This window comes from Huintestinicola sp., assembly GCF_050874005.1.
Taxonomy (GTDB): domain Bacteria; phylum Bacillota; class Clostridia; order Oscillospirales; family Ruminococcaceae; genus Huintestinicola.
On sequence record NZ_JBNMJV010000009.1, the window covers coordinates 1 to 23,375 of the forward strand.

23 protein-coding genes are annotated in these 23,375 nt (G+C 46.1%); 9 read left to right on the forward strand and 14 right to left on the reverse strand.

Annotated features, from left to right (window positions below; genetic code table 11):
* Window positions 1-260: 260 nt before the first annotated feature.
* The 5 genes from ACR0QN_RS04625 to ACR0QN_RS04645 all read right to left on the reverse strand — a co-directional run bounded on the left by ACR0QN_RS04625 (window position 261) and on the right by ACR0QN_RS04645 (window position 6,342).
* Window positions 261-983, reverse strand: coding sequence for an N-acetylmuramoyl-L-alanine amidase (locus ACR0QN_RS04625; protein ID WP_432650025.1), 723 nt, complete (start codon window positions 981-983; stop codon window positions 261-263).
* A gap of 167 nt (window positions 984-1,150) precedes the next feature.
* On the reverse strand, window positions 1,151-2,497 hold the full coding sequence (gene gdhA, locus ACR0QN_RS04630; protein ID WP_432650026.1) for an NADP-specific glutamate dehydrogenase: 1,347 nt from the start codon (window positions 2,495-2,497) through the stop codon (window positions 1,151-1,153).
* A gap of 197 nt (window positions 2,498-2,694) precedes the next feature.
* On the reverse strand, window positions 2,695-3,519 hold the full coding sequence (gene rsmI, locus ACR0QN_RS04635) for a 16S rRNA (cytidine(1402)-2'-O)-methyltransferase (RefSeq protein WP_432650027.1): 825 nt from the start codon (window positions 3,517-3,519) through the stop codon (window positions 2,695-2,697).
* A 3-nt stretch (window positions 3,520-3,522) separates the two neighbouring features.
* Entirely contained in the window at window positions 3,523-4,263 is a 741-nt protein-coding gene (locus ACR0QN_RS04640; RefSeq protein ID WP_432650028.1) for a tRNA1(Val) (adenine(37)-N6)-methyltransferase, read from the reverse strand.
* A gap of 21 nt (window positions 4,264-4,284) precedes the next feature.
* Entirely contained in the window at window positions 4,285-6,342 is a 2,058-nt protein-coding gene (locus ACR0QN_RS04645; protein WP_432650029.1) for a cellulase family glycosylhydrolase, read from the reverse strand.
* A 239-nt stretch (window positions 6,343-6,581) separates the two neighbouring features.
* Between ACR0QN_RS04645 and ACR0QN_RS04650 the strand changes: the two genes are divergently transcribed.
* Genes ACR0QN_RS04650 through ACR0QN_RS04675 form a run of 6 tightly spaced genes read left to right on the forward strand, consistent with a single transcriptional unit; the run spans window position 6,582 to window position 11,597 of the window.
* A complete protein-coding gene (locus ACR0QN_RS04650; protein ID WP_432650030.1) occupies window positions 6,582-6,950 on the forward strand; it encodes a hypothetical protein in 369 nt (122 codons plus the stop codon).
* Between the two features lie 11 nt (window positions 6,951-6,961).
* A complete protein-coding gene (locus ACR0QN_RS04655) occupies window positions 6,962-7,909 on the forward strand; it encodes a D-2-hydroxyacid dehydrogenase (RefSeq protein WP_432650031.1) in 948 nt (315 codons plus the stop codon).
* Between the two features lie 19 nt (window positions 7,910-7,928).
* On the forward strand, window positions 7,929-8,720 hold the full coding sequence (proB, locus tag ACR0QN_RS04660; RefSeq protein ID WP_432650032.1) for a glutamate 5-kinase: 792 nt from the start codon (window positions 7,929-7,931) through the stop codon (window positions 8,718-8,720).
* 15 nt (window positions 8,721-8,735) lie between these two features.
* Window positions 8,736-9,983, forward strand: a complete 1,248-nt coding sequence (locus tag ACR0QN_RS04665; protein WP_432650033.1) for a glutamate-5-semialdehyde dehydrogenase — start codon at window positions 8,736-8,738, stop codon at window positions 9,981-9,983.
* 10 nt (window positions 9,984-9,993) lie between these two features.
* Window positions 9,994-10,803, forward strand: a complete 810-nt coding sequence (locus ACR0QN_RS04670) for a hypothetical protein (RefSeq protein ID WP_432650034.1) — start codon at window positions 9,994-9,996, stop codon at window positions 10,801-10,803.
* An 11-nt stretch (window positions 10,804-10,814) separates the two neighbouring features.
* Window positions 10,815-11,597, forward strand: coding sequence for an MBL fold metallo-hydrolase (locus tag ACR0QN_RS04675; RefSeq protein ID WP_432650035.1), 783 nt, complete (start codon window positions 10,815-10,817; stop codon window positions 11,595-11,597).
* Between the two features lie 177 nt (window positions 11,598-11,774).
* Here ACR0QN_RS04675 and ACR0QN_RS04680 read toward each other — a convergent pair whose 3' ends face one another.
* The 3 genes from ACR0QN_RS04680 to ACR0QN_RS04690 are packed head-to-tail and all read right to left on the reverse strand — an operon-like array spanning window position 11,775 to window position 15,342.
* Entirely contained in the window at window positions 11,775-12,764 is a 990-nt protein-coding gene (locus tag ACR0QN_RS04680; protein ID WP_432650036.1) for a hypothetical protein, read from the reverse strand.
* The gene (locus ACR0QN_RS04685) at window positions 12,761-13,801 is read right to left on the reverse strand and encodes a GerAB/ArcD/ProY family transporter (protein ID WP_432650037.1); all 1,041 of its coding nucleotides are present in this window, start codon (window positions 13,799-13,801) and stop codon (window positions 12,761-12,763) included. The genes ACR0QN_RS04680 and ACR0QN_RS04685 overlap by 4 nt, the downstream gene beginning before the upstream one ends.
* Complete coding sequence (locus tag ACR0QN_RS04690; RefSeq protein WP_432650038.1) at window positions 13,798-15,342, reverse strand: spore germination protein; 1,545 nt, start codon at window positions 15,340-15,342, stop codon at window positions 13,798-13,800. Before ACR0QN_RS04690 ends, ACR0QN_RS04685 begins: the two co-directional genes overlap by 4 nt.
* Before the next feature lie 191 nt (window positions 15,343-15,533).
* Here ACR0QN_RS04690 and ACR0QN_RS04695 point away from each other — a divergent pair, with 191 nt between their 5' ends.
* Window positions 15,534-16,505, forward strand: a complete 972-nt coding sequence (locus ACR0QN_RS04695) for a carbohydrate kinase family protein (RefSeq protein ID WP_432650039.1) — start codon at window positions 15,534-15,536, stop codon at window positions 16,503-16,505.
* A gap of 55 nt (window positions 16,506-16,560) precedes the next feature.
* On the opposite strand, the gene ACR0QN_RS04700 is transcribed toward ACR0QN_RS04695, so the two are convergent.
* The 4 genes from ACR0QN_RS04700 to ACR0QN_RS04715 are packed head-to-tail and all read right to left on the reverse strand — an operon-like array spanning window position 16,561 to window position 18,887.
* Complete coding sequence (locus tag ACR0QN_RS04700) at window positions 16,561-17,001, reverse strand: GNAT family N-acetyltransferase (RefSeq protein WP_432650040.1); 441 nt, start codon at window positions 16,999-17,001, stop codon at window positions 16,561-16,563.
* A 1-nt stretch (window position 17,002) separates the two neighbouring features.
* Entirely contained in the window at window positions 17,003-17,494 is a 492-nt protein-coding gene (locus ACR0QN_RS04705) for a Gx transporter family protein (protein ID WP_432650041.1), read from the reverse strand.
* Window positions 17,495-17,499: 5 nt separating this feature from the next.
* Window positions 17,500-17,868: a NusG domain II-containing protein gene (locus ACR0QN_RS04710; RefSeq protein WP_432650042.1), complete on the reverse strand. Its 369-nt coding sequence runs from the start codon at window positions 17,866-17,868 to the stop codon at window positions 17,500-17,502.
* On the reverse strand, window positions 17,865-18,887 hold the full coding sequence (locus ACR0QN_RS04715) for an FAD:protein FMN transferase (protein ID WP_432650043.1): 1,023 nt from the start codon (window positions 18,885-18,887) through the stop codon (window positions 17,865-17,867). The genes ACR0QN_RS04710 and ACR0QN_RS04715 overlap by 4 nt, the downstream gene beginning before the upstream one ends.
* 91 nt (window positions 18,888-18,978) lie before the next feature.
* On the opposite strand from ACR0QN_RS04715, the gene ACR0QN_RS04720 reads away from it, so the two are divergent.
* On the forward strand, window positions 18,979-19,764 hold the full coding sequence (locus tag ACR0QN_RS04720) for a class I SAM-dependent methyltransferase (protein ID WP_432650044.1): 786 nt from the start codon (window positions 18,979-18,981) through the stop codon (window positions 19,762-19,764).
* On the opposite strand, the gene ACR0QN_RS04725 is transcribed toward ACR0QN_RS04720, so the two are convergent.
* Window positions 19,734-20,771, reverse strand: coding sequence for a LacI family DNA-binding transcriptional regulator (locus ACR0QN_RS04725; protein WP_432650045.1), 1,038 nt, complete (start codon window positions 20,769-20,771; stop codon window positions 19,734-19,736). The genes ACR0QN_RS04720 and ACR0QN_RS04725 overlap by 31 nt on opposite strands.
* A gap of 653 nt (window positions 20,772-21,424) precedes the next feature.
* Here ACR0QN_RS04725 and ACR0QN_RS04730 point away from each other — a divergent pair.
* A complete protein-coding gene (locus ACR0QN_RS04730; RefSeq protein WP_432650046.1) occupies window positions 21,425-21,676 on the forward strand; it encodes an alpha/beta-type small acid-soluble spore protein in 252 nt (83 codons plus the stop codon).
* A gap of 51 nt (window positions 21,677-21,727) precedes the next feature.
* Here ACR0QN_RS04730 and ACR0QN_RS04735 read toward each other — a convergent pair whose 3' ends face one another.
* Window positions 21,728-23,293: an AAA family ATPase gene (locus ACR0QN_RS04735; RefSeq protein ID WP_432650047.1), complete on the reverse strand. Its 1,566-nt coding sequence runs from the start codon at window positions 23,291-23,293 to the stop codon at window positions 21,728-21,730.
* Window positions 23,294-23,375: the final 82 nt, after the last annotated feature.

Consider the following 23,375-nt stretch of genomic DNA (forward strand, 5'->3'; position numbering starts at 1 on the left):
AGTTTCTCCAGCGGATCGCCTAATTCTGTTAATTTCTTGTATCGGTTCTCCTCATCAAAGAACCCTATCTGTCTTATTTTCATATCTCTATTTTACCACTTTTTTTCTTTTTTGTACAGGGGTTTTTAGATGTTACCTATATATTTTTATTATATCATAATGTCTCATTTTTTTCAATAGATAAAATGCAAATTATGCAAAAATGCGCCGCAGGTCAATGTCCCGCAGCGCATTTCACATTTTAAAAACACATTTTTTACTCAGTTTATAAATTCGTTCAGTCCCGAGAACAGGGTGTATGCCACCTGCTGCTGATAAGCTTCGTTTGTGAGCTTGGACGCTTCCTCGGGATTTGAGAGAAATCCGCATTCTGCCATCACCGCAGGGTTGTTGCAGAAATAGCACAGATACAGCTCTTTTCCGCAAAGCTTTGTCTCTCTCATATTTTCAGGCTGGAGATTTTGGACAAACTTGTTTTGCAGTATTAAGGCAAAGCGTTCGCTTTCCGGATTTGTAGCGGAATAAAACATCTGCGCACCGCTGAATTTAGGGTCGGTATATGTATTCTGATGAATGGACAGGCAAACAGCGTCGGGAAATTTATTGAAAAGCTCAAGCCTGTTTTCCATATCCGACACCTTCTGATTGCGCACTCCGGTAACCCCGCTGTCGTGAATGGAAATATCCCTGTCACGTGTTACGGCGGTGTCGTAGCCGTACAGCCTGCACATATCACGGACGGAAAGCATTATATTCAGGTTTATGCCCTTTTCCGTTATGCCGTCTGCGGTGGAGCAGCCGCCGTCCATTCCGCCGTGTCCGCAGTCAAGCACGATTATCCTGCCGCCCATATCAGCTTCTCCCGTATTTACGTACACAGCGCTGTCAATTTTTTCCACAGCATAATGTATCATAGCCGCCGAAGCCAGAACTGCCAGAGCAGAGAAAACCGCTGTCCTGTATCTTGAAAATTCAAATCCCATATAAAAGCCCTATCCTTTCCTATAATCAGCCTTGTTCCGGAATTTGTCCGGACTATCTTAATAATTATTATGACGGGACCGGTGAAATAATGCAAAAAATCCCTTTACAGCAGATGACCGCTGTAAAGGGATCTATCAGTTTATATTACAGAAAGCGTGATCTAAAATCAAACGCAGCCCTGAGCCTTCATAGCCTCAGCAACCTTGAGGAAGCCTGCAATGTTTGCGCCTGCCATATAGTTGCCTTCCATACCATACTCCTTAGCTGCGCTCTCGCAAGCCTTGAAGATGGAAACCATAATGCCGTGAAGCTTAGCGTCAACCTCTTCGAATGTCCAGGAAAGTCTCTCGCTGTTCTGGCTCATTTCGAGACCGGAAGTTGCAACACCGCCTGCATTAGCAGCCTTAGCGGGACCATAGAGGATACCATTTGCAAGGTAAGTATTGATAGCCTCGGGAGTAGAAGGCATATTAGCGCCCTCGGATACACACCAGCAGCCGTTCTTTACGAGGATCTCAGCGCTCTCGCCGTCGATCTCATTCTGAGTTGCGCAGGGAAGAGCGATATCGCACTTGATAGTCCAGATGCCCTTGCAGCCCTCAGTATATGTTGCCTTGGGATGAGTAGCAACGTACTCCTTGATCCTCTTTCTCTCAACTTCCTTAAGCTGCTTTACGCAAGCGAGATCAATTCCGTCGGGATCGTAGATGTAGCCGTTGGAGTCGGAAAGTGCAACTACCTTTGCGCCGAGAGCTGTAGCCTTCTCTGTAGCGTAGATAGCAACGTTTCCGGAACCGGAAATAACAACGGTCTTGCCCTGGAAGGACTTGCCGTTAGCCTTGAGCATTTCGTCTGTGAAGTAGCAGAGACCATAGCCTGTAGCCTCTGTTCTTGCGAGAGAACCGCCGTAGGTAAGTCCCTTACCTGTGAGAACGCCTGTGAACTCGTTGCGGAGTCTCTTGTACTGACCGAACATATAGCCTATCTCTCTTGCGCCGGTACCGATATCGCCTGCGGGAACGTCGGTGTCTGCGCCGATGTGCTTGCAGAGCTCAGTCATAAAGCTCTGGCAGAAACGCATAACCTCTCCGTCGCTCTTGCCCTTGGGGTCAAAGTCGGAACCGCCCTTGCCGCCGCCCATGGGAAGGGTGGTAAGGCTGTTCTTAAATACCTGCTCGAAGCCGAGGAACTTGATGATACCGATATATACGGAAGGGTGAAGTCTGATACCGCCCTTGTAAGGACCGATAGCAGAGTTGAACTGTACTCTGAAGCCACGGTTTACCTGAACCTTGCCGTTGTCGTCGACCCAGGGAACACGGAAAACGATCTGTCTCTCAGGCTCAACGAGTCTGTCGAGAACGCCTGCCTCAACGAGGTCGGGTCTTCTGTCGATAACAGGCTCAAGGGTTTCGATAACCTCTGTAACAGCCTGAATAAATTCGGGCTCGCCCTGATTGCGCTTCTTTACTGTCTCGAGTAAATCAATAAGATACTTGTTTTTTAACGCCATTGTTAAAAACCTCCCAAATAAATTCAACTTATGCCAAATCTCCCTTTCGCATAAAGCCTGAAACTATTATAACATTATTTTTTTCATTTTGCAAGATTAAAAATGCAATTTTGCAAAAAAATTCTTTCATATTTTTTGAGCATTTTCAACAAAAAATGCTGACAAAGCTTTATCTTTGCATTTATCCGCCCGAAAAATTACATCAGAGCGGAATATATATCGTTCTTTTTTATTCCCGTCACCGAGGCAGCTTCTTTGCACGCATCGGTAAGCTTTATGCCCTTTTCGGTAAGCTCCTTTGCAAGCTTTACTGCGTCCTCAAGGGTGTAATCTTTCTCCGAATTATCCTCCCCTGCGCCCTCTACTACAAGGACATATTCACCTCTGGGCGAATTTGTCTCATAGTAGCTTATAGCCTCGGAAAGGGTCGTCCGCATTACCTCCTCGTGAATTTTTGTAAGTTCTCTGCATATGGATATCCGCCTGTCTCCGAAGTATTTCAGCATATCCTCAAGAGTAGTTCTCAGCTTATGGGGAGCTTCGTAAAATATCAGGGTATGAGTGTCCTGCGCCACAGCTTTAAGATGTGCAAATCTCTGCTTCTTTGTGACGGAAAGAAAGCCTTCAAATGCAAAACGTGATGCGGGTATGCCGCATACTGCCGCCGCAGTTGCCATTGCGGTAGGCCCCGGTACCGCTTCTACGGGAATGTCAAGGTCACGACACATTCTCACCAAGTCCTCCCCAGGGTCGGAAATGCAGGGCATTCCTGCGTCTGTGACAACTGCGCAGCTTTCGCCGTTTTGGAGTCTTTCTATTATATTATCCGACACGTGTGCTGCGGAATGCTCGTGGTAGCTGAGAAGCGGCTTTTTTATCTCAAAATGATTGAGAAGCTTCACCGTTACTCTTGTGTCCTCGGCACAGATAAAATCCACCTCCGACAATATTCTCACCGCACGGTATGTTATATCTTCAAGGTTGCCGATAGGCGTACCCACAACATAAAGCTTTCCCGACACAGCTTACTCCCCTTTCACCGAATTTTCCGAATAATGACCGTATATCGCCGCCAGCTCGGGACTTACGCCGCCCGTACCGCTGATGTAAAGCTGAGGCATTACCTTCATAAATGCGCCGCCGCCCTTTCGCCCCTCAATAAGAAAAAGCCAGGGGGCGCTGTCGGGTGACTTGGACACGAACCTGAGATTTTTCGGCTCGATACCGTTTGAACGCATTGCCGCAATAACGTCCGCAAGACGTTCGGGGCGGTTGCATATGCACAGCCTGCCGCCGAATTTCAGAAGCCTTTTTGCAGCGGCGCAGACATCGTTTATATTGCAGAGTATCTCGTGCCTTGCTATCTTGTGAGCATCAAGCTCGCTTTCTATGCCTGCTTTGTACGCTTTATATGGCGGATTGCAGGTCACAAGGTCGCATATGTCAAGAGGGGCTTCCTTTGTGAGTGATCTCAGATCCATATGCAGAGGGTAAACGTCCTCAAGGGAGGAGCGCTCTACCGTCACTTTAAACTGCTGTATCGCCTGCTCCTGGATATCTATTCCGTAAACCTTTTTAGGCGCATATCTGAGCTTTTCAAGAACTGCGATTATCCCGCAGCCCGTGCCCAGATCGCAGACGATATCCTTGTGCCTTGCCCTTGCAAAATCCGCAAGGAGAAATGCGTCCGTTCCGAAGGTATGCTCCTCGGTAACGCATATCTCGCAGCCGTCTCCAAGCTTTTCAAATGTATCAAATCCGCTCATATGTGAAGCTCCCGAATTTTTTTATTTGCCCAAAGCCTTGCCGTTTGAGCCTAAGGGTATCTCGTGGTCGAGACCTACGAATTTGCCGTCCTCCTGCCAGAGAACTTCCTTTACAAATTCGTATTTTTCATTGTCCCATGTGGTGAAATCGTCCTTAACAAGTCCTCCCGTATCTCCCGAGTTGGCATTGAAGCACCAGAAGGTGTGATTGATACGATTTTCCTTGATAAACTGTCTGAGGTAGGTCATCCACTTGAGATTGGGCTGGGTCATAAATCCGCCCCATTCGCCGATAAGAAGAGGTGCGATATTCTCGTCCTGAATGTAGAACCAGTTGTCGTACCAAGCGTCCCTGTAAAGGGATTTATAGGTATAGTCCCCCTTGAACCACTCCTGCTGATATACAGCGGGACCGTAATCGTGGGGTGAGTAGACAAGCTTGTTCTGATATTTGCCAAGGTCGATGGGGTCATTCTTTACTCCACGAAGATTGCCGCCCCACCAGGTTGAATAATAATCTGACGGGTTTGTAGAACTGAAATCACCGTTGCTCATGATGTCGGAAGGATATATCTCAATGCCCTCAACCATTACGAGAACGTTGGGATTTTTGCTGAGAACTGCCTTTGCAGCCTTTTCTGCCACGTATTTCCAGTTATCGCTGTCCTTGCTGTTGTCCCACTTTGCTCGGGGGCTTTCGTTTGCCTTGCCGTGAGGTTCGTTTTTCAGGTCATATGCGATAATGGTATCATCGTTTTTATAACGCTCTGCCATCCAGGAAAGTGCGGCGAGGTAGTCTTTCTCAGTCACATTGCCCTCATACCACATATTTTTCATATGACCCATAGCGTCGGTCTTTGCGCTGTGGATATCTATCATTATCTTGATGCCGTTGGCTCTGCACTGACCTATGACATAGTCAAATATCTCAAGGCTGTTCATATCCACAAGATAAGAGTTTGTCGCATGATTGAAATTTGCGGTGGGATAATTTCCGTCAGCCCAGTTATTGATAAGCTCCGCAGAAATGGGCACTCTCAGAAGATTGAATCCGTGGTCGGCAATGGACTTTATAGATGTGTTGAGGTCGCAGGTCCACAAGCCGTCAAAGGTATTTGTGCCTGTATTGTAGCCGAACCAGTTCACACCTGTGAGCCATACCTCCCTGCCGCTGCTGTCAACTATTTTATTGCCCTTTACCGAAAGCCAGTCGTCGGTGGTGGGAGCAGGAACATCCTTTGCCTGTACTGGTGCGTCGAGAGGAGTACCGTTTGAATTTGAACCGCTGCTGCCGGATGATGATGCGGCAAATGCGCCCATTGAGCAAACAAGCTTAGCCTTGTCCGTATCAATGTCCCCGGGGTTTTTGAGTATCATTCCGAAGGTCCCTTCTCCTCCCGATGAAATTGTTTTGTTATGCTCAACGGGGGTGACGGTCATCTTGCCGCCTTTAAGCTCAATACCGCAGTTCCAGGACTGCTCAACTGTTGCCGATTTTCCCACATAAATTGTTGCTGTCCAGCCCTCAACGCTTCCCGAGGACTTGTTTTTAACGGAGCCGTCTATCTGAGAATAATCCGCTGTTCCGTCATTCCAGCCGTTGGGGACGGATATTACAAGCTCCACGTCCTCGGAAGCCTTTTCTTCCGAAGCAGACCCCGTCTCGGTCTTTGTGCTTTGTGTTGCAGAAGATGTTTCCGCAGGCGGCTTTGAGGTAGTATTTACAGCCGTTGTCTCGGCGGTCTGAGCAGGCTTGTCCGTTTCCTTATGTTTCTCTGTTGACTTTGTAGTCTGAGTTTGTTCGCTTTCGGCAATTTTTAAAGAATCGGCGGTAACTGTAGAGGCTCCTCCCCCTCCGTAGGGGTCGTAATCATCGGCAAATGGGTCGTAATCCTCACCGAAGAAGTCCTCTTTTTCGTCAGCTTCGCCGCTTGTTTCTGAGCTTTCGGATACTTCGGAAGCTGTGACTGTACTTGTTTCCGACAACTCGGGTATAGGTTCAGATTTTTCTCCGCAGGCGGTCAATGACAAACATATTATCATAGCCGCCGATATCCTTTTTAAGCTGAATTTATTCATACTGACGTCCCCCTTATACGGAAAATTTTATGTTAAAAATATTATATCACTTTTTTCTTTTTCCGTCAACCGTTTTTATTTTTGGAAGTATATTTTTATACGCTGCCGCTGTGAAGTATTTATGAAAAAATTTTCCAAACATCTATTTTTTTACATCAAGGCTATTGAAATGCCTCTCCGATTGTGCTATACTATAAATATTATTGCAAAATTGCATTTCTGAAAGGACGCTTGTTTTTATGATGCAACATTCTATAATATTCCCCCTGCCCCTCAGTATCCATATCGGCTTTGTAATTATCAGCGTTATCCTGCTGATACTCTGCTACAAAAAGCGGAAGTACACTTATGAGCTGTATATGCTGGTGGGTATAATCTCTACTCTGTTTGTATATGTATGCAAGGAAAAGCCATATTTCTACATTTTAGGGCTTGAGGAAATGATACTGCTGGTGCTTACGATAGTTGATATGGCAAAGGTATCAAAGGCTGCTGCGGCGGCGGAAAAGGCTCAGAATGAAGCCGCTGAAAAAGCGGAGGAAAGTGACGGGGAAAAAGCTGTTTCCGAGGAGACTGACAGCAATGACGATACCGATAAAAGTGAATAAGGAGAATTGCTGTGAAGATCATTCTGCTTGAAGAAAAGACCGTTTCTCAGGGCGATGTTTCTCTTGACGGGTTCAAGACTCTGGGTCAGGTGACCGGTTATCCTCTCACCCCTCAGGACAAGGTTGCCGAAAGGGTGGGTGACGCAGAGGCGGTCATTATCAACAAAACCGTTTTTACACGTGAGATCATGGAAAAATGCCCTAACCTCCGATACATCGGTCTGTGTGCTACGGGATTTAACAATGTGGATATAAAGGCGGCGGCAGAGCTTGGCATAACAGTCTGCAATGTTCCTGCATATTCCACCTCGGCGGTGGCTCAGCAGGTGTTTTCCTATGTGCTTCATTTTGCAAGCCGCACGGCTGATTACAATGCCGATGTTCAGAGCGGCGGCTGGGTGCGGTCGGACACATTTTCATACTTCACCATTCCCACCTTTGAGCTTTCCGGAATGACTATGGGAATTATTGGATTCGGCAGCATTGGCTCGGCGGTGGCTCGTATTGCAAGGGCATTCGGAATGAATGTAATTGCTTCGACCCGTACTCCAAAAACAGCGGAGGGCGTAAGCTTCGTTTCGACCGAGGAAGTATTTAAGTGCGCCGATTTCATATCGCTCCATTGTCCCCTTACCGAGGAAACAAAGGGGCTTGTGAATTTGGAAAGGTTACGTCTCTGCAAGCCGACCGCTTACATAATAAACACTTCAAGAGGTCCTGTGGTGAATGAAAATGACCTTGCAGAAGCGCTTAGCAGCGGCGTTATTGCGGGTGCGGGGCTGGACGTTGTGGAAACTGAGCCGATGAAAGCAGACAATCCCCTGCTTGGAGCTAAAAACTGCATTATCACTCCCCACGTGGCGTGGGCGCCTGTTCAGACAAGAGAACGTCTCATCGCCGCAGCTGTTGATAATCTTCGGAGCTTTATTGACGGTGCTCCCAAAAACAAAGTAAACTAACGAAAGACAGGTTTTATATATGTTTGATATCAGCACTAAAAAAAGAATAGTTATCAAGGTGGGTACTACCACCCTTACCCACAAAACGGGCAGGCTCAATATCCGCAGAATGGAGAGACTCGTCAAGACTCTTGCGGACATTCAGAACAGCGGTCGTGAGATAATTCTTGTATCCTCGGGAGCTATCGGTCTCGGAATGTCTAAAATGGGTCTGAGAGAAAGACCCACCGACACGCCTATGAAGCAGGCGTGTGCCGCTGTGGGTCAGTGCGAGCTTATGTATATGTATGACAAGCTTTTCGGTGAATATAATCTGAATGTGGCTCAGATACTGCTTACAAGATACATTCTTGAAACTCCCCGAAAGAATAATGTTGAGAACACATTCTACAAGCTTATCGAGCACAACATCATTCCCGTTGTAAACGAGAACGACACCGTTGCTATTGATGAGCTGGAGCTTGCGGTGGGCGAGAATGATTCCCTTGCGGCTCACGTTGGAATGTTCTGCCACGCAGACCTGCTTGTAATTATGTCGGACATTGACGGATTTTTTGACGGTGACCCACGCTCAAATCCTGACGCAAAGCTTATTCCAGTTGTTGAAAAAATCGATGATAAGATAAGGGCGCTGGCAGGTGACGCTGTTTCGGGTCTGGGCAGCGGAGGTATGATAACCAAGATAAATGCTGCCGAGATAGCTATGGAAGCAGGCTTTGATATGGCTATCGTCAACGGAAGGAACCCCGATATTCTTTACGATCTTTTTGACGGAAAATCCGTGGGAACGGTTTTCCTTGCAAACAAATAAGGGAGGACTAATGCTATGACTTACATTGAAACTTTAGGCGCAAATGCTGCCGCCGCAAAGAAGTCGCTTATCTCCGCAGATACCGTGAAAAAAAATGCTGCTCTTGCAAAAATTGCCGAGGCGCTTGTAAAGCGTTCGGACGAGATAATCGAGGCAAATGCCGCCGACCTTAAAGCTGCCCGTGAAAATGGTATGTCCGTTTCTATGCAGGACAGACTTATGCTCAACGAGGACAGGATAAAGGGCATTTCTTCGGCTATCGAGGAGCTTATCAAGCTTGAGGACCCCATCGGAAAGGTGGACAGCGGTTCTGTTCGTCCCAACGGTATGAGAATTACAAAGGTGAGAGTTCCAATGGGTGTTATAGGAATGATCTATGAGTCACGTCCCAATGTTACTGCTGACGCTGCAACTCTCTGCCTTAAAACAGGCAATGCGGTCATTCTCAGAGGCGGCAAGGAGGCGTACAACTCCAACAAATGCATATGCAACATTATGCGTGAAGCCGTTGCCGAAGCCGGCTTTCCCAAGGATATAATCCAGTTCGTGGACGACACCACAAGAGAGGTAACCACAGAGCTTATGAAATGCAGCAAGTATCTTGACCTGCTCATTCCCAGAGGCGGTGCGGGACTTATCAAGGCTGTTACTCAGAATGCCACGGTTCCCGTTATCGAAACGGGTACGGGCAACTGCCACATTTACATTGACAAGAGTGCAGACATAGAAATGGGCGTTAACATCACCGACAACGGAAAGACCCAGCGCCCTTCGGTATGCAATGCACTTGAGACCCTGCTTGTTCACAAGGATATTGCCGAAAAATTCCTCCCTGCGGTTAAGGCAAGGCTTGACCAGCATAATGTGGAGCTGAGAGGCTGTCCCGAAACTGTTCGTATTCTCGGTGACTGCGTTGTTCCTGCCACCGAGGAGGATTATGCGACGGAATTCGGCGATTACATTATGGCTGTTAAGGTCGTAAATGACATTGACGAGGCTATTGAACACATCGGAAAATACTCAACGGGTCACTCGGAATGTATCGTTACAAATGACCTTGCTAATGCGGAAAAATTCAAGACAGAAGTAGACTCCGCCTGCGTTTATGTAAATGCTTCAACAAGATTTACAGACGGCGGTATGTTCGGCTTCGGCGCTGAGATCGGCATTTCCACTCAGAAGCTTCACGCAAGAGGTCCTATGGGACTTTACGAGATAACATCAAACAAGTACCTGATCGACGGAAACGGTCAGATCAGATAAGGACAGGACTATGAAGAAAAAGGATAAACGCTCCGAGGAAAAGAAAAACGGCGATATCATTGATATGCTTGACTCCGCTCTTGACGAGGATATTTCAGAGATAAGCGAAATGTCCGAGCTGGAAGAAAGCAGCAACGAAGCTGTAAAGCCCAAAAACAAAAGCGCATTTCACTTTATCGTGGGACTAATTTTCATTATTCTTGCGGCGATAGGTCTTATTTCCACGGTTGGCTTTGTTTCGGACAAGGTAAAAAACATTATCGACAACACCGACCAGAAAAACGAGTTTGCAAAGTTCATATATCCCGTTGTTATCTGCGACCCGCCCTCATTTGACGCTACCACAAAGCTCAAGAACGAGACCATTATCTCGGCGGCGGTGTGGGATATCATTCTGTATGAGGACAAAAGCAAGTATGAGCTTGATTTTGATTATCTCATAGTTCCCGAGGTTGACATCGAGCAGCACGCCGCTAAGCTTTTCGGTTCGGGTCTTACCATAAACCATATGACCATCGCTTCGGCAGATATTTCATTCTACTATGACGGGGAGATAAGCTCTTACCGCATTCCCGAAAATCCCAAGTTTTTCACATACTCGCCTTACATCGAGTCAATAAGCAAGGTTGGAGAGAGCTACACTCTTACTGTTGGCTATGTTTCACCTACCCCTGCCTGGCTGACCCTGACCTCGGACGAGGCGCCATCTCCCGAGAAGTATGTGGATTATGTTGTTCAGAAGCGAGGCACAAGCTACACTCTTGTTGCCATAAAGCAATCTGAGAAGCAGGCGGAGAACAGTCACGAAAGCGGACTTTAAGGAGAATTTATATGCCAAGGATTTATCCCCTGTTTTCTTCAAGCAGCGGAAACTGTACATATGTAGGCTCGGGCAGCGAGGGCGTTCTTATCGACTGCGGTGCCTCGTTCACAAAGATAAAGAACGCATTGGCGCTGAACGCCCTTGATATAGGCTGCGTCAAGGCGGTGTTTATCACTCACGACCACAATGACCACGTTAAGGGACTTCGGGTGCTGACTAAGAAAACAGGTATACCCGTTTATTCACAGAGCGGCACTCTTGACACGCTTTACGATATGGGGCTTATTTCTTCAAGGGCTGAAGATATCAAGGAATATGTGGATCTGGGCGGAATTAGGGTCTCCTGTTTTCCAATTTCTCACGACGCTGTCCAGCCTTGCGGATTTCGTATCACATTTGAAGATAATGTGAGCTGTGCTGTATGCACAGATCTGGGATATGTGAGCGATGAGGTGAGAAACGGAATTAAGGGATGTTCGGCGGTGCTTATTGAGGCTAACTATGACCCGGTGATGCTCAGAAACGGCGGTTATCCTGCATATCTCAAGGCAAGGATACGCTCGGACAGAGGGCATCTATCAAACATCGACTGCGGCAGCTTCTGCGCTGAGCTTATCGGAAGCGGCACTACTCGCTTTATTCTCGGGCATCTGTCGAGAGAGAACAACACTCCCGAAACTGCGGAATATGCGGTGGAGTCGGAGATCGCTAAAATGGGTTATCAGCGAAACAAGGATTATCTTCTTTCCTGCGCTCCTGTGGAGACGACAGGCGGGTTTGTGGCGTTCTGATATTTTACGGCAATTTTTTCGGCTGTTCACGGAAATGATGAACAGCCAATTTTTTGTGCATTTGTGTCGCATTTTGTGTGGCACATTTGTGCAAGTATACAATATTGAACTTTTGTTCGATTTGTGCTTGACAAATCAGAGCGTTTGTGCTATAATATTAAATATCGGGAATATGAGTTAACGCTGAATTGTGGTGAGGGTCATTTCGGTATCGACAGAAAAAATCACGTTGTCAAAACCTGCGGCAAGAGAGTATTCCCTCGGAAATATTGCCGCAATAAAGCCGTCCTCAAAGGCTTTTTCGCATATGGCTTCGGCTGAACCCGAGATTATTTTTTCCGCTTCTTTTTGGTATTCATCAAGGCATTCGGTTTTTCCAAGCTCGGAAAGAACGCCTTCGGCTTTTATGGATATGTTATATTCTCCCGAATTATCTCCTTGTCTGAAATAAACGCTTTTATCTTTTACCCTAATGCTGAGACTTCCTCCGAGAACGCTCATACGAACGCCCTTTTCGCCCCGAAGGAGATTTAGTGCGGCGGTCTCGGACAGATCGAGGAGAGTGGTTTCGCCCGTTGTATTCACAGCCGCAGAGCCTGATATCCCTTTATCGGACAGGGGTAAAATTATTACGCCTTCTGTGCTGTCGGCGGCTATGACATCACGTAGAGTTACCTCGCTGTAAAGGCCCACGGCGGCGTATCTTTCAATTCCCGAGATTATTACATCTGAGCCTATAGGCTCATCGTTTTCGTCCTTTCTGTCCGCTTCTGCTCTCGGGTCGTTGGAATATATGACGGGACAGCCGGGAGATATCCTCTCCCCTGCAAGCATTTTCAGCTTTTCCTTGTCACGTATGACATCGTCGTCCGCAAATACACAGCTGCAATGGCCGAAAAAAAGATCTCTGCCGCTTTGGCGCATTATCATATCAGCTGCCTCGTAAAAGCTTCTGCCCGTTCCCGAATATACACGATACTCGGGAACTGGAGCTTCGGAATTTGTATCGGTACTGCTGTATGCCTGGATCGTGAGATAATAGAGTCCGTCGTCCTCCTCTATACCCATAAGTGAGACGAACATTCTCTCGTTTACCTGTACGGCTGTGCAGGCGGCAAGGCAGAGCATTATGAGCATTGCCGCAAAAAATAATATCACTTTTTTCATTTGCTTTTTCCTTTCCCGAATATGAGCAGCAGAAGGGGTACGGCGGCTGTGAGGATAAAGGGCGGCAGAGGATTTTCATATATCATTTTGCAGAATGTGAGGTCGAAATACAATTCGGAAAAAGCACATATTACTGCCGTTATGCCACCTATAAGACCCTCGACTTTTACAGCCGGAATTGCTTGTCTCAGCGAATGTCCTCCGCAGGCGCAGAGAAGTGATATGACTGCCGCACACATTACTGTCCAGAGGCTGAAAAACAGTCCGTCATTGCGGAATGTTCTATCCCTTGCAGCGTATATCACGCTGTCCGCAAGAGGGTATTCGGAAACGCTGACATATCCGCCTAAGGTCATATATACGGCGGCTGTTATAAGAACGGCAGCGGCAAGCATTGCGGCTATCCCCCCAAATGCCCCGCTTCGGGTGCGCTTTCCCATTCCGCCGCACATTACACATAGGCAGGTACAGCCTGCGGCTCCTATGGTGAATAATCCGCCGAATCCCCTTTGCAGAGAAAGCTTCGGGACGGTGACGCTTGTGCAGTCAAAAGCGAGGATATCTTTCCACGCTCCGAGGAGAAATATGACCGACAGGACACAGAGCATAAATAAAAGCACCGTACTCATTCGGCAGACCGTTTCTACTCCCGTATGAGCGATATAGATACAGACTGCACCAAGCATCAGTATGCAGACTGCAGTATTTGCTTCGGGGAAATATCGCTCGGAGACAAATTCGCTGAACCGTTTCAGGATATCGGCGGCGGCGGTAATGAAATAGATGAAAAAGAGGATATTTACTACTCGTCCGATAAAGCCGAACTTTTCTGCACACATTTCGGGGACGCTTTTTTCTCCGCTCATTGACAAAATTGCAAGGGGGATAATCATTACCGCAAGTATCATTACCGAGACGGATATATCTGCAAGTGATGTTCCCATATCGGGCAGCGATGTGTTCAGCACGCAGAATATGACTCCAAAAAGGGTGAGCATTACTGCTGTTTGTCCTCTTCCGATGTAGGTCATTTTCATTTATCCGTCACCTCGCCGTCTTTTTTCAGTTCATTTTCTGCCGCAGCTTCCATATCTGCGCCGTTTAGCTGTTCAATTGTAAATCCACGCTTTCCAAGACGTTTAAAGCCAAGGCGGACTGCCACATCTCCCATTGCTTTTGGTGAAAAGGGAGACAGGGGCGCCATTACGGGAAGTCCGTAATTCTCGGCGGCGCAGATATTTGCAAGCATAAGGGCTGAAAGGAGGGCTATGCCGAACAGTCCCGAAAGTCCGCCAATAATGACTGCCGCAAGACGGAATAGTGTTACCTGCTGGTCAAGGCTGGGTATTACAAAGGATGCGGTCACGGATATGGCACAGACAAGGAGCATCGGGTTTGATATTATTCCTGCGGACACGGCGGCGTCTCCGATGATAAGTCCCCCCACTATGGAGACGGCTCCGCCCACGCTTTGCGGCAGGCGAACGCCCGCTTCTCTGATTATTTCGTAGAATATTAGGGTTATGAGTGCCTCCCACATAAGATTTAAAGGTGCTGCTTCCTGTGCCGCCGCTAAATTTAACAGAAGGCGGCTGTTGAACATTTCCGGGTGGAATAGGGCTGCTGCCACGTAAATGCCCGGGAAGAACACGGCGAGGAAAAAGGCGATATATCTGATATATCGTAGAAATACGGCGTAAAAGGGGCGAAAGTTATAATCGTCAAGGGTCTGGAAATGCTCGGTGAAAAGTGCGGGTATTACTATGGCAAAGGGGGTGCCTTCTATCATTACTCCCACACGTCCTTCAAGAAGCTTGGCGCACATCACATCGGGGCGCTCGGTTATGCTTAGTCCCGAAAATACGGAGGGTCTGCCGCTGTCAAGGAAGGGTTCGATATATCCGCTGCCGAGAATGGTCTCAAGCTTTAAGTCCTTGAGCTTCTTTTTTATGCTTTTTACAAGGGCAGGCGGCACTCTGTCTGCCATATAGCAGACGATAACGTCTGTATTGCTTCGGGGAGATACGGGGAAAAGCTCAAAGCGCAGGAGGGGCGTTTTCATCCGGCGGCGGACAAGGGACATATTAGTACGCACCGTTTCCACAAAGCCTTCGTGGGAACCTCGGATATTTCCTTCGGAGGAAGGCTCGTCCACTCCCCTTTTATCATAGCCCTGAATTCCGCAGCATATAGCTTTGGCTTCGCCGTCTACGAATATTACTGCAAAGCCGCTCATAAGCCTTCGGATAATATCCCCGTATTCCTCGGAAACGGCGGTATCTACGGAAAGTATCATATTGTCCCGGATATGGCTGAAAAGCTTTTTTCCCGTACAGTTTTCGATGGAGATATTCATAAGGGGGGCTATGACCATATGGGCGGTGCTCAGTCCCGAGACCATTCCCTCAAAGCAGATAACTGCCGCTTTTGTGCCGCAGATGATTATGGGGCTTATGAGCAGATCGCTTGTGTTGCCGAGGATATTTTTTATATTCCGTATATTTTCATCAAGCCCCGATGATACAGGGACATTTTCAAAATTATATTCATCAGGGTTACGGGTGTCCTTTTTTTTCAAACTGTACCGCCTGCTTTCCGCATAATACATATTTTTCTATGCAAAGATATTTTTGCCCTCGGTGCTAAATTTATGCAATGGCTTTACAGTTCATAATTATTTTATACATATGTAATTATTTTTCGTCATATATTTCCATTATCCAATGGTATAATTATTTTATAACATTTGAAACGGAGAGATAATATAATATGGCTGATATTGTTGCTGTGGGAGAGCTTTTGGTGGATTTCACCTGCTCCCTGCTTGACGGAGAAACGATCTACAAACAGAATGCAGGCGGCGCTCCTGCAAATGTGGTTTGTATGGCTTCAAAATTAGGAGCAAGCACGGGTTTTATCGGTAAGATCGGCAGGGATATGTTCGGATTTTATCTTAAAAAAGTATTGTTTGACAACAAGGTGGATACAAAGGGTCTTATCCTTGACCCCAATTATTCCACTACCCTTGCATTTATTCACAATGACGAGGAGGGCGACAGGGATTTTGTTTTTTACCGCAGCCCTCAGACTGCGGCGGACCTTAATCTGAGATACGGTGAAGTTAACAGGGAGCTTATTGACGAATGCAAGATCTTTCATTTCGGCGCTCTTTCCCTGACCTCGGAACCTGCAAGAACGGCTACTGTAAATGCGGTGGAATATGCTAAAATGCAGGGAAAGCTTATTTCTTACGACCCCAACTGGAGACCTCTTCTGTGGGAGTCAAAGGAAGCAGGCATAAGGGCGATGAAAAGTGCGGCTCAGTATGCGGACATCATCAAGGTCTCGGAAAAGGAGTTACAGCTTCTTACCGACTGCGGCGCTCTTATTCCGGGAGTGGCTAAGCTTCTTGAAACGGGAGTGAAGATAATCTGCATCACTCAAGGGGCAAAGGGCTGTATCATTGCTACAGCAAAGGGCATTGAGAGATATCCTGCTTACAAGGTCAAGTCTATTGACACTCTGGGTTCCGGTGACAGCTTTTTCGGCGCTTTCCTCTACAAAATGCTGGAGCTTGAAAAGTCTCCCGAAGAGCTTGATGGGGAGGATATTCTCGAGATGGCTATGTTCTCAAATGCCTGCGGTGCTTTATGCTCCACTAAGCAGGGAGCTATTCCTGCTATGCCTTCCAAGGAGGATATTATTAAGCTTATGGAGACGGTGAAGCCTGAGAGAAACTAACGAATAAATATATAAAAATACTGTCTCCATATGATTTGGAAACAGTATTTTTTGTTTATGTATCTATCCTTACCATATCCACAAGCGCCTTGTTTCTGTAAACAAGGTCGTTTCTTGCGGTAAATCCCATACTCTCCCAAAAAGCATTGCCCGTTTCGTTGCGGTCAAAAACTACAAGGGCGGTCTTGGTTATACCAAGGCATTTTAATGCTTCAAGTGCGGCGTTTACAAGGGCTGTGCCTATTCCCCTGCCCCGACAGTCGGGTAATACTGCGGTGTGGTATATAAAACCTCTTCTGCCGTCATTTCCTGCAAGGATAACTCCTATGATATCGTCGTTTTCACAGGCGGCAAAGCAGGTCTCGGGATTGCGGTCAAGGAAACGCTTTATGCCCTCCTTTGAGTCGTCTGTACCGTTCAGTCCCATTCCCTTGCAGGAAAGCCAGAGAGCATACATTTTTTCGTAGTCGTCTATGGTTATTTTTCTTATTGTCATTTTACTTCACTCCTATTCTGTTTATTGCGATCTGAGCGCATATTCCCGTAAACAGCCCTGCGATACAGCCCGAGACTGTGAGGACGGGCAGATAGGCGAATACGGACATTGTTCCCGTTACTGCCGCCGCTGCGGTGACCTGACCCATATTATGGAGAACTGCGCCGATGATACTGCTGAGATAGATATGCTTTTCGTCTATGAAACGTTTCAGAAATATCATTCCGAAAAGGCAGAGTATCCCGCCGCTGATACTGAAAAGCAGGGCTGAGGGATTTCCCGAAAATATTGAGCCGAGAATTATTCTTGCGGCGAGAATGAGTGCCGCTTCTTTCGGGGTATATCGGTAAACGGCATAAACTGTGACGATATTTGCAAGCCCCAGCTTCATTCCCGGTACGGGAACGGGCAGAGGTATCTGCATTTCCACTACGAATATTATAAGGGATATGCAGGTGAGAAGTCCCATTTGGGCTAAGCGTTTTTTATCCATATCCGTCACCTCGTTCTGCTGTCGGAGGTATCGTCCGCAGGCTCGATAACAAGACGGTTGGGCAGGCAGACTATGGGTGCTGCGCTGTTTTCTCCGCCTATCCAGCCTGTTTTTATGCATATTCCGTCGGGGCAGTCTGCTTCTTTCACGTGTATCTTATGATCTTTTATTTCAATAGTGTTCACGCCGCCGTTATACTCGATATCAAACTCGCTGTCGGCGGCTTCGGAAAGGTCTATGGTGTAAATTATTTCGCCGCCGCTTCTGATATTCACCACATTTCCCCGGGGCTTACCCCATATCGGCGGGCTGCATATCAAGGCTGCCCCGAATATTACGGCAATGACAATTATAAATATTTTGGTTTTATTCACTTTATCACTTCCGCTTTTTGGCTGAGAGTATTATCGGTAAATTCGGCATTTTCGTAAAGGCTTTCCGTTATAATTATCCTGCCGTCCTCGGTCATTATGAGCATTTCAAAGTCACGATGTTCTTTCCAGAATTCTATGGCTTTTTCTTCGCCCATTACGAAAAGTGCAGTTGATAAACCGTCGCAGTATGTGCCGCTGTCGCCTGTTACTGTTACAGCGGCAAGTCCGTTGTCAACGGGATATCCCGTTTTGGGGTCTATTATATGGCAGTATTTTTTTCCGTCCTCGGAGACAAAATATCGCTGATAATTTCCCGAGGTTACGACTGCTTTATCACGAACAGAGAGCGTACAGATCATATCCGAGGGGGAAAATGGGTCGGTCACAGCCACACGCCAGGGGGTGCTGTCGGGCTTTTCGCCTATGGTCTGAACATTGCCGCCAAGGCTCAGTATTGCAGAGGAAACGCCCTCATTTTTGAGAATTTCCGCTGCCTGTTCTCCTGCATAACCCTTTGCCACAGAGCCGAGATCAAGCTGATAACTTTCGGGTAATGTGACCTTGTTATCGCTTATTGAAATGTTAAAATAGCCTGTTGCGTCCAGAAGTTCATTTATCCTTTTATCGGTGGGTACTGCGTAATTTCCCGTTGTAAAGCCCCACTCACGTACAAGAGGATAAACGGTGATATCCAGCGCTCTGTCTGTCAGTTCGGAAAAGTCGATGGAGCGGGAGATAAGCTGGGCGGTATCAGCGCTTATTTCCACAGGCTGTCCCCGGGAGCTGTTTATCCTTCCGATATCGCTGCTTGTATCGGTTACGGAAAAAAGTCCCTCAAGCCTTGTAATTTCACTGCAAGCCTTGTCAAGTGCTCCTTCGGCATTTTCTCCGTATGCTGTCATTGTCATATAGGTATCCATTGCGAAAAAATCTTTTTTGGCGCAGGGTTCTTCAAAAATTCCGCAGCCGCAGAGCAGGCTTAATATAGATATGCCGAAAAGTACGGCTGCTTTTTTCAAAATTATCATCTCACTTTAAAACAAGTTGACGTTTATCTGCAAATATGTTATAATTTGGATAAACTTATATCAAAAAGCGGAGGACAAAGATATGAACGAGGTCAACAAAACGCTTTATATCCCACTTTACGGTAAATCGGAAATAAGCCGCAGAGGCATTATTATAAGCGACAAAATGGCTGAGGAAATTTGGGAAAAAGAGGGCTTTGAGCTTAAAGGAAAAGCTCGCTCAAAGTGGCTCGCTCTCTTTATGTCAATGCGTGCGGCGGTGTTTGACGAGTGGACAGTCCGCACTCTTTCAAAATATCCACAAGCTGTCGTTCTGCACATCGGCTGCGGTCTTGACAGCCGAATTTTACGGGTGGGAAACAGCACCAATTTATGGTTTGACATTGATTTCTCCGATGTTATCAAGGAACGTAGAAAGTATTTTTCCGAAAATGAGAAATATACTATGCTTGAAGCGGACGCTTCAAAGACAGAATGGATAGACGCTCTCCCCGACGCTCCCGAAGCGGTGGTCGTTATGGAGGGGATATCTATGTATCTCGGAAGTGAAAAATGCCGCAGGCTTTTTGAAGCTCTTTCTCGGAAATACGGCAGGCTGTTTATTTTAGCGGACGTTTACACCGTTTTTGCCGCCAAAGCCATAAAGTATAAAAATCCCATAAACGATGTTGGCGTTACCGAGGTTTACGGAATTGACAGTCCAGATGAACTTGAAACAGAGGAAGTACGCTTTAAAGCGGAACATTCTATGACGCCGCAAAAACTTGTAGACAAGCTTCAAGGCTTTGAAAGGACTTTTTTCAATACTGTTTTTGCGGGAAAGGCAACTAAAAAAATTTACCGCCTGTTTGAATTTGAAAAGATCTGATCCGTTTCCGCTTTTATGGCTCTGACGGAGTTTTTGTAGATTATCCTGCCGCCGACGGGCATACGTCCGATGGAATAGGCGGGATTTTCGATTTTTTTCAGAATTGTCTCCACCGCAAGAGCGGACATCTGCTCGGTATTTACCTCGATTGTGGTTATTTTCGGGTCGGACATTTCCGAGTAGACCGAATTGTCAAAGCCTGTCACGGAAATATCCTGTGGGACACGATAGCCCTCTTTTTTTAGCTGATTTATAAGCTGATAGGCTGTGCCGTCACAGTTGCAGACAAAGGCGGTGGGCATATCCACAGGCAGGGCTATGGGCTTCATAAGTCCGTCCTCACCTCTGTCCTCGAGAACGTAATTAGAGCTTACGTGGATATTATGCTCCATAAGGGATTTGATATAGCCTAAATATCTGTCCTGAATGGAGCTTGTTGCTTTGACAGAACCAACAAAGGCAAGCTTTCGGTGACCTATATTTATAAGGAAATTGGTGATATCATAGGAAGCATAAAAGCTGTCGCTGATAATGCAGTCGATGTCCTTGCGGTCATCGTAAAAGTCAAGGAATACAACGGGAATATTTTCCGAAGTGATAAGGTCGATATAGCTTTTTGAAAGCTGTCCCAGGATAATTGCGCCGTCTGCTTTGCCCTGCATTGCAGAGGGATATATTAGCTTTTCCTCGCTTTCGGGAGTAACGGTATGAAAGAAAGCACACCGTCCCCTGCTTTGAAGCTGAGCTGAGATATGCTTGTAGTACTTTAGATAAAATGAATCCTCGTCGATAAAACGTGAGGAAGCAAGGACGCAGATATTTCCCGTAAGACTGCTCTGCTGCTTTCGTCTGACGGTATAGGAATAGCCAAGCTCCTTGGCGGTTCGGCGCACCTCTTCTCTTAGAGCGTCGCTGACTCCGCTTTTTCCGCTGAGAGCCTTTGAAACAGCTACAACACTCACTCCAAGGCGGTCGGCGATATCCTGCATTTTAACATTTTTTGTCAAAGTGCTCACTTCCTTTTCTGCTTATCAACAGATTTATTATACTACAGAACATAGGCAAAAGTCAACACACCTGCATAAAAAACGCTCATCTATGCTCCCAGGGAACGGAGCATAGATGAGCCTATGTTCTGTTATTTTGTTATGTTAATGATGCAGCTTATCTGCCGCAGCCTGTAAAGCAGTTTTTAAGGATGTCGATTACGCAGGATATATCTGCGCAGAAGAAATTAAAGTTGCACATAATGTTACCTCCATAGATTAACTTGTTCGTTTCTTTCAGACTGCTTCATTTTATCTACCGCAGCTTGTGAAGCAATTTCTGATTATTTCTATAATGCAGGAGAAATCAAATCCGCACATCATTCTCGCCTCCCTTTTTTTATTTCCGCAAGGGATTTTTCCCTCTCGGATCAACTTAATTATAGCATTAAATCAGCCTTTTTTCAAGCTGTAAGTATTGGTAAGTATTCTGCACAAAAATGCAGGAAATACTGTCAGCTTTATGCAGAAAAGATATGTGCATTTTCTGCCTTACGTGCAAAACATTTCCGATAATAAAAACTGTCTCCCGTAATATAATATTACTGCAAACCCAAAAGAGAAACGAAAAACGCTTCTCAAATTTAACTCAATCATAAAAGGAGATTACTACTATGAAAAGCGATAAGCTCACTGCCCAGGGCAGAGAAACTATGGAAAGATTTAAGATGGAAGCTGCCAACGAAGTCGGCGTTAACCTCAAGAACGGTTACAACGGCGACATTACTGCAAGAGAAGCAGGCTCTGTAGGCGGTATGATGGTCAATATGATGACTCCCGAACAGCAATGGTGCTTTACTCGCAACAATGTACGTAAATTCGGACATTCGCAGGATCTTACATTTTTGGTGCAGAGTGGGATATGATACATATTTATCGGACACGCAAACAGCCGGGGATTTTCCCTCGGCTGTTACTTATTTTACTATCTTCTCGATAATGCAGGAATGACCCTTGCTCTCATCATAGCTGATACCCACAAGCAGTATCTCTCCGCTGAAAGCAGCCAGCTTTTCGGTATAATGCTTTTCTTTTATCTGTTCAAGTGCATTTGAAGCGGTTTTGTTGTATTTCAGTTCAATGACCATTGCAGGTGAATCAACGTCCTTGCGTGGAATAAATGTGAGATCGGCAAAGCCTTTTCCGCTTGGCAGCTCTCTGAAAATCTCGTAGCTGTTTCTTGCCGAATAGTAGGCAAGTGCAAGCGTTACCGACAGGGACATTTCATTGTTGTACGCAATAATGGAAGTGTTTTTTCTGTGCACTTCCTCAAGTATTTCAGCAACCTTATCAGCGTCGCAGGCAAGTGTAGCAGTAAGCAGTTCGTCCGACTGACGGAGCGAGTTCATGACCTCTTCCCAGCCGCCGTCCTCTATGCAGTTGATAAACTCCTGTTGAACCTCTTTATTGGGTATCCATGCAGTTTTGGTATCAAAATCATATGTGAGATAGCCGAGATGGATAAGAAGCGTGAGTACATCATCGGCGGAATGGAGCGATACCATATCATTCTGGAATTTGCCCGTATTTACGGGAATATGTTCTCCTGCGATCATTCTGATGACCGACTGTCTCAGACCGTCCATATCTATTTTGATATACATCTGCAGTGCTTCAAAGGTTTCGGTTTTTGTCCAGAAATTATCAAAACAATGTTCCGTGACAGCCTGAACAACAGACTGAGGATTATATATTTCAAAACCATTGACCATATATCCGTCATACCACTTTTTCATATCGGTTATTGACATATCTTGATTTTTGCAAAGTGATACAACCTCGTCAGCTGTAAAGCCTGTGAACTCTGCAAATCTTTTCTGATTAGCCATTGAGTATTCACGATACATATTTAGCGCAGAATGTTCACCGTATTTCTTGACAGGAAGAATACCCGTTGCATAGTCAAGCGCCACATATGGCTGCTCTTTTAGCAAAGTTCGGAGATAATTAAGATACAGCTGCTGTCCTTCGGAATCATTCTTATAAACTCTGAAAATGCAGTCCCATTCGTCGATTATAAAAACAAAGGGTATGCCTGTTGTTTTATAAATCTCAAGCAGCATTTCATCAGAGGTATAATCATCGGGCAAGTCAAGATCTGCATATTCACGTTTAAGGTCACGAATAATTGCTTTCTCAAGCCTGTCTATCATAAATTTGATATTATCGGATTTTGAAGCGAAACCTCTTATATCAAAACGAAAAACGTTATACTTGTTAAGGTGTTTTTCAAAGCTGTCGGACCTTGAAATTTTTAGTTTACTAAAAAGATCTCTTGAATTACAATCTCTGCTGTAATATGCTAAGAGCATATTTGCAGCCATTGATTTACCGAAGCGGCGTGGACGGCTAATGCAGATGTGTTTATCGGATGTATCCAACAAGCTGTTTGTGGCTTCTATCAGCATTGATTTATCCACATATATTTTTGAGTTTACTGCCTGTCTGAAAAGATCGTTGCCGGGGTTAAGGTATATTCCCATTTTCACTCCTCCCGATATTATTTCAAGCTATTATAATTTATTATACCACATATTCCCGCCCATTTCAATACTCGGGGATAAA

Excerpts from the sequence above, each read along its gene's own strand:
- ACR0QN_RS04625 (WP_432650025.1), bottom strand. The coding sequence starts at position 983 with ATGGGATTTGAATTTTCAAGATACAGGACAGCGGTTTTCTCTGCTCTG.
- gdhA (WP_432650026.1), bottom strand. The coding sequence starts at position 2,497 with ATGGCGTTAAAAAACAAGTATCTTATTGATTTACTCGAGACAGTAAAG.
- ACR0QN_RS04640 (WP_432650028.1), bottom strand. The coding sequence starts at position 4,263 with ATGAGCGGATTTGATACATTTGAAAAGCTTGGAGACGGCTGCGAGATA.
- ACR0QN_RS04645 (WP_432650029.1), bottom strand. The coding sequence starts at position 6,342 with ATGAATAAATTCAGCTTAAAAAGGATATCGGCGGCTATGATAATATGT.
- ACR0QN_RS04650 (WP_432650030.1), top strand. The coding sequence starts at position 6,582 with ATGATGCAACATTCTATAATATTCCCCCTGCCCCTCAGTATCCATATC.
- proB (WP_432650032.1), top strand. The coding sequence starts at position 7,929 with ATGTTTGATATCAGCACTAAAAAAAGAATAGTTATCAAGGTGGGTACT.
- ACR0QN_RS04665 (WP_432650033.1), top strand. The coding sequence starts at position 8,736 with ATGACTTACATTGAAACTTTAGGCGCAAATGCTGCCGCCGCAAAGAAG.
- ACR0QN_RS04670 (WP_432650034.1), top strand. The coding sequence starts at position 9,994 with ATGAAGAAAAAGGATAAACGCTCCGAGGAAAAGAAAAACGGCGATATC.
- ACR0QN_RS04675 (WP_432650035.1), top strand. The coding sequence starts at position 10,815 with ATGCCAAGGATTTATCCCCTGTTTTCTTCAAGCAGCGGAAACTGTACA.
- ACR0QN_RS04680 (WP_432650036.1), bottom strand. The coding sequence starts at position 12,764 with ATGAAAAAAGTGATATTATTTTTTGCGGCAATGCTCATAATGCTCTGC.
- ACR0QN_RS04685 (WP_432650037.1), bottom strand. The coding sequence starts at position 13,801 with ATGAAAATGACCTACATCGGAAGAGGACAAACAGCAGTAATGCTCACC.
- ACR0QN_RS04695 (WP_432650039.1), top strand. The coding sequence starts at position 15,534 with ATGGCTGATATTGTTGCTGTGGGAGAGCTTTTGGTGGATTTCACCTGC.
- ACR0QN_RS04700 (WP_432650040.1), bottom strand. The coding sequence starts at position 17,001 with ATGACAATAAGAAAAATAACCATAGACGACTACGAAAAAATGTATGCT.
- ACR0QN_RS04705 (WP_432650041.1), bottom strand. The coding sequence starts at position 17,494 with ATGGATAAAAAACGCTTAGCCCAAATGGGACTTCTCACCTGCATATCC.
- ACR0QN_RS04720 (WP_432650044.1), top strand. The coding sequence starts at position 18,979 with ATGAACGAGGTCAACAAAACGCTTTATATCCCACTTTACGGTAAATCG.
- ACR0QN_RS04730 (WP_432650046.1), top strand. The coding sequence starts at position 21,425 with ATGAAAAGCGATAAGCTCACTGCCCAGGGCAGAGAAACTATGGAAAGA.
- ACR0QN_RS04735 (WP_432650047.1), bottom strand. The coding sequence starts at position 23,293 with ATGGGAATATACCTTAACCCCGGCAACGATCTTTTCAGACAGGCAGTA.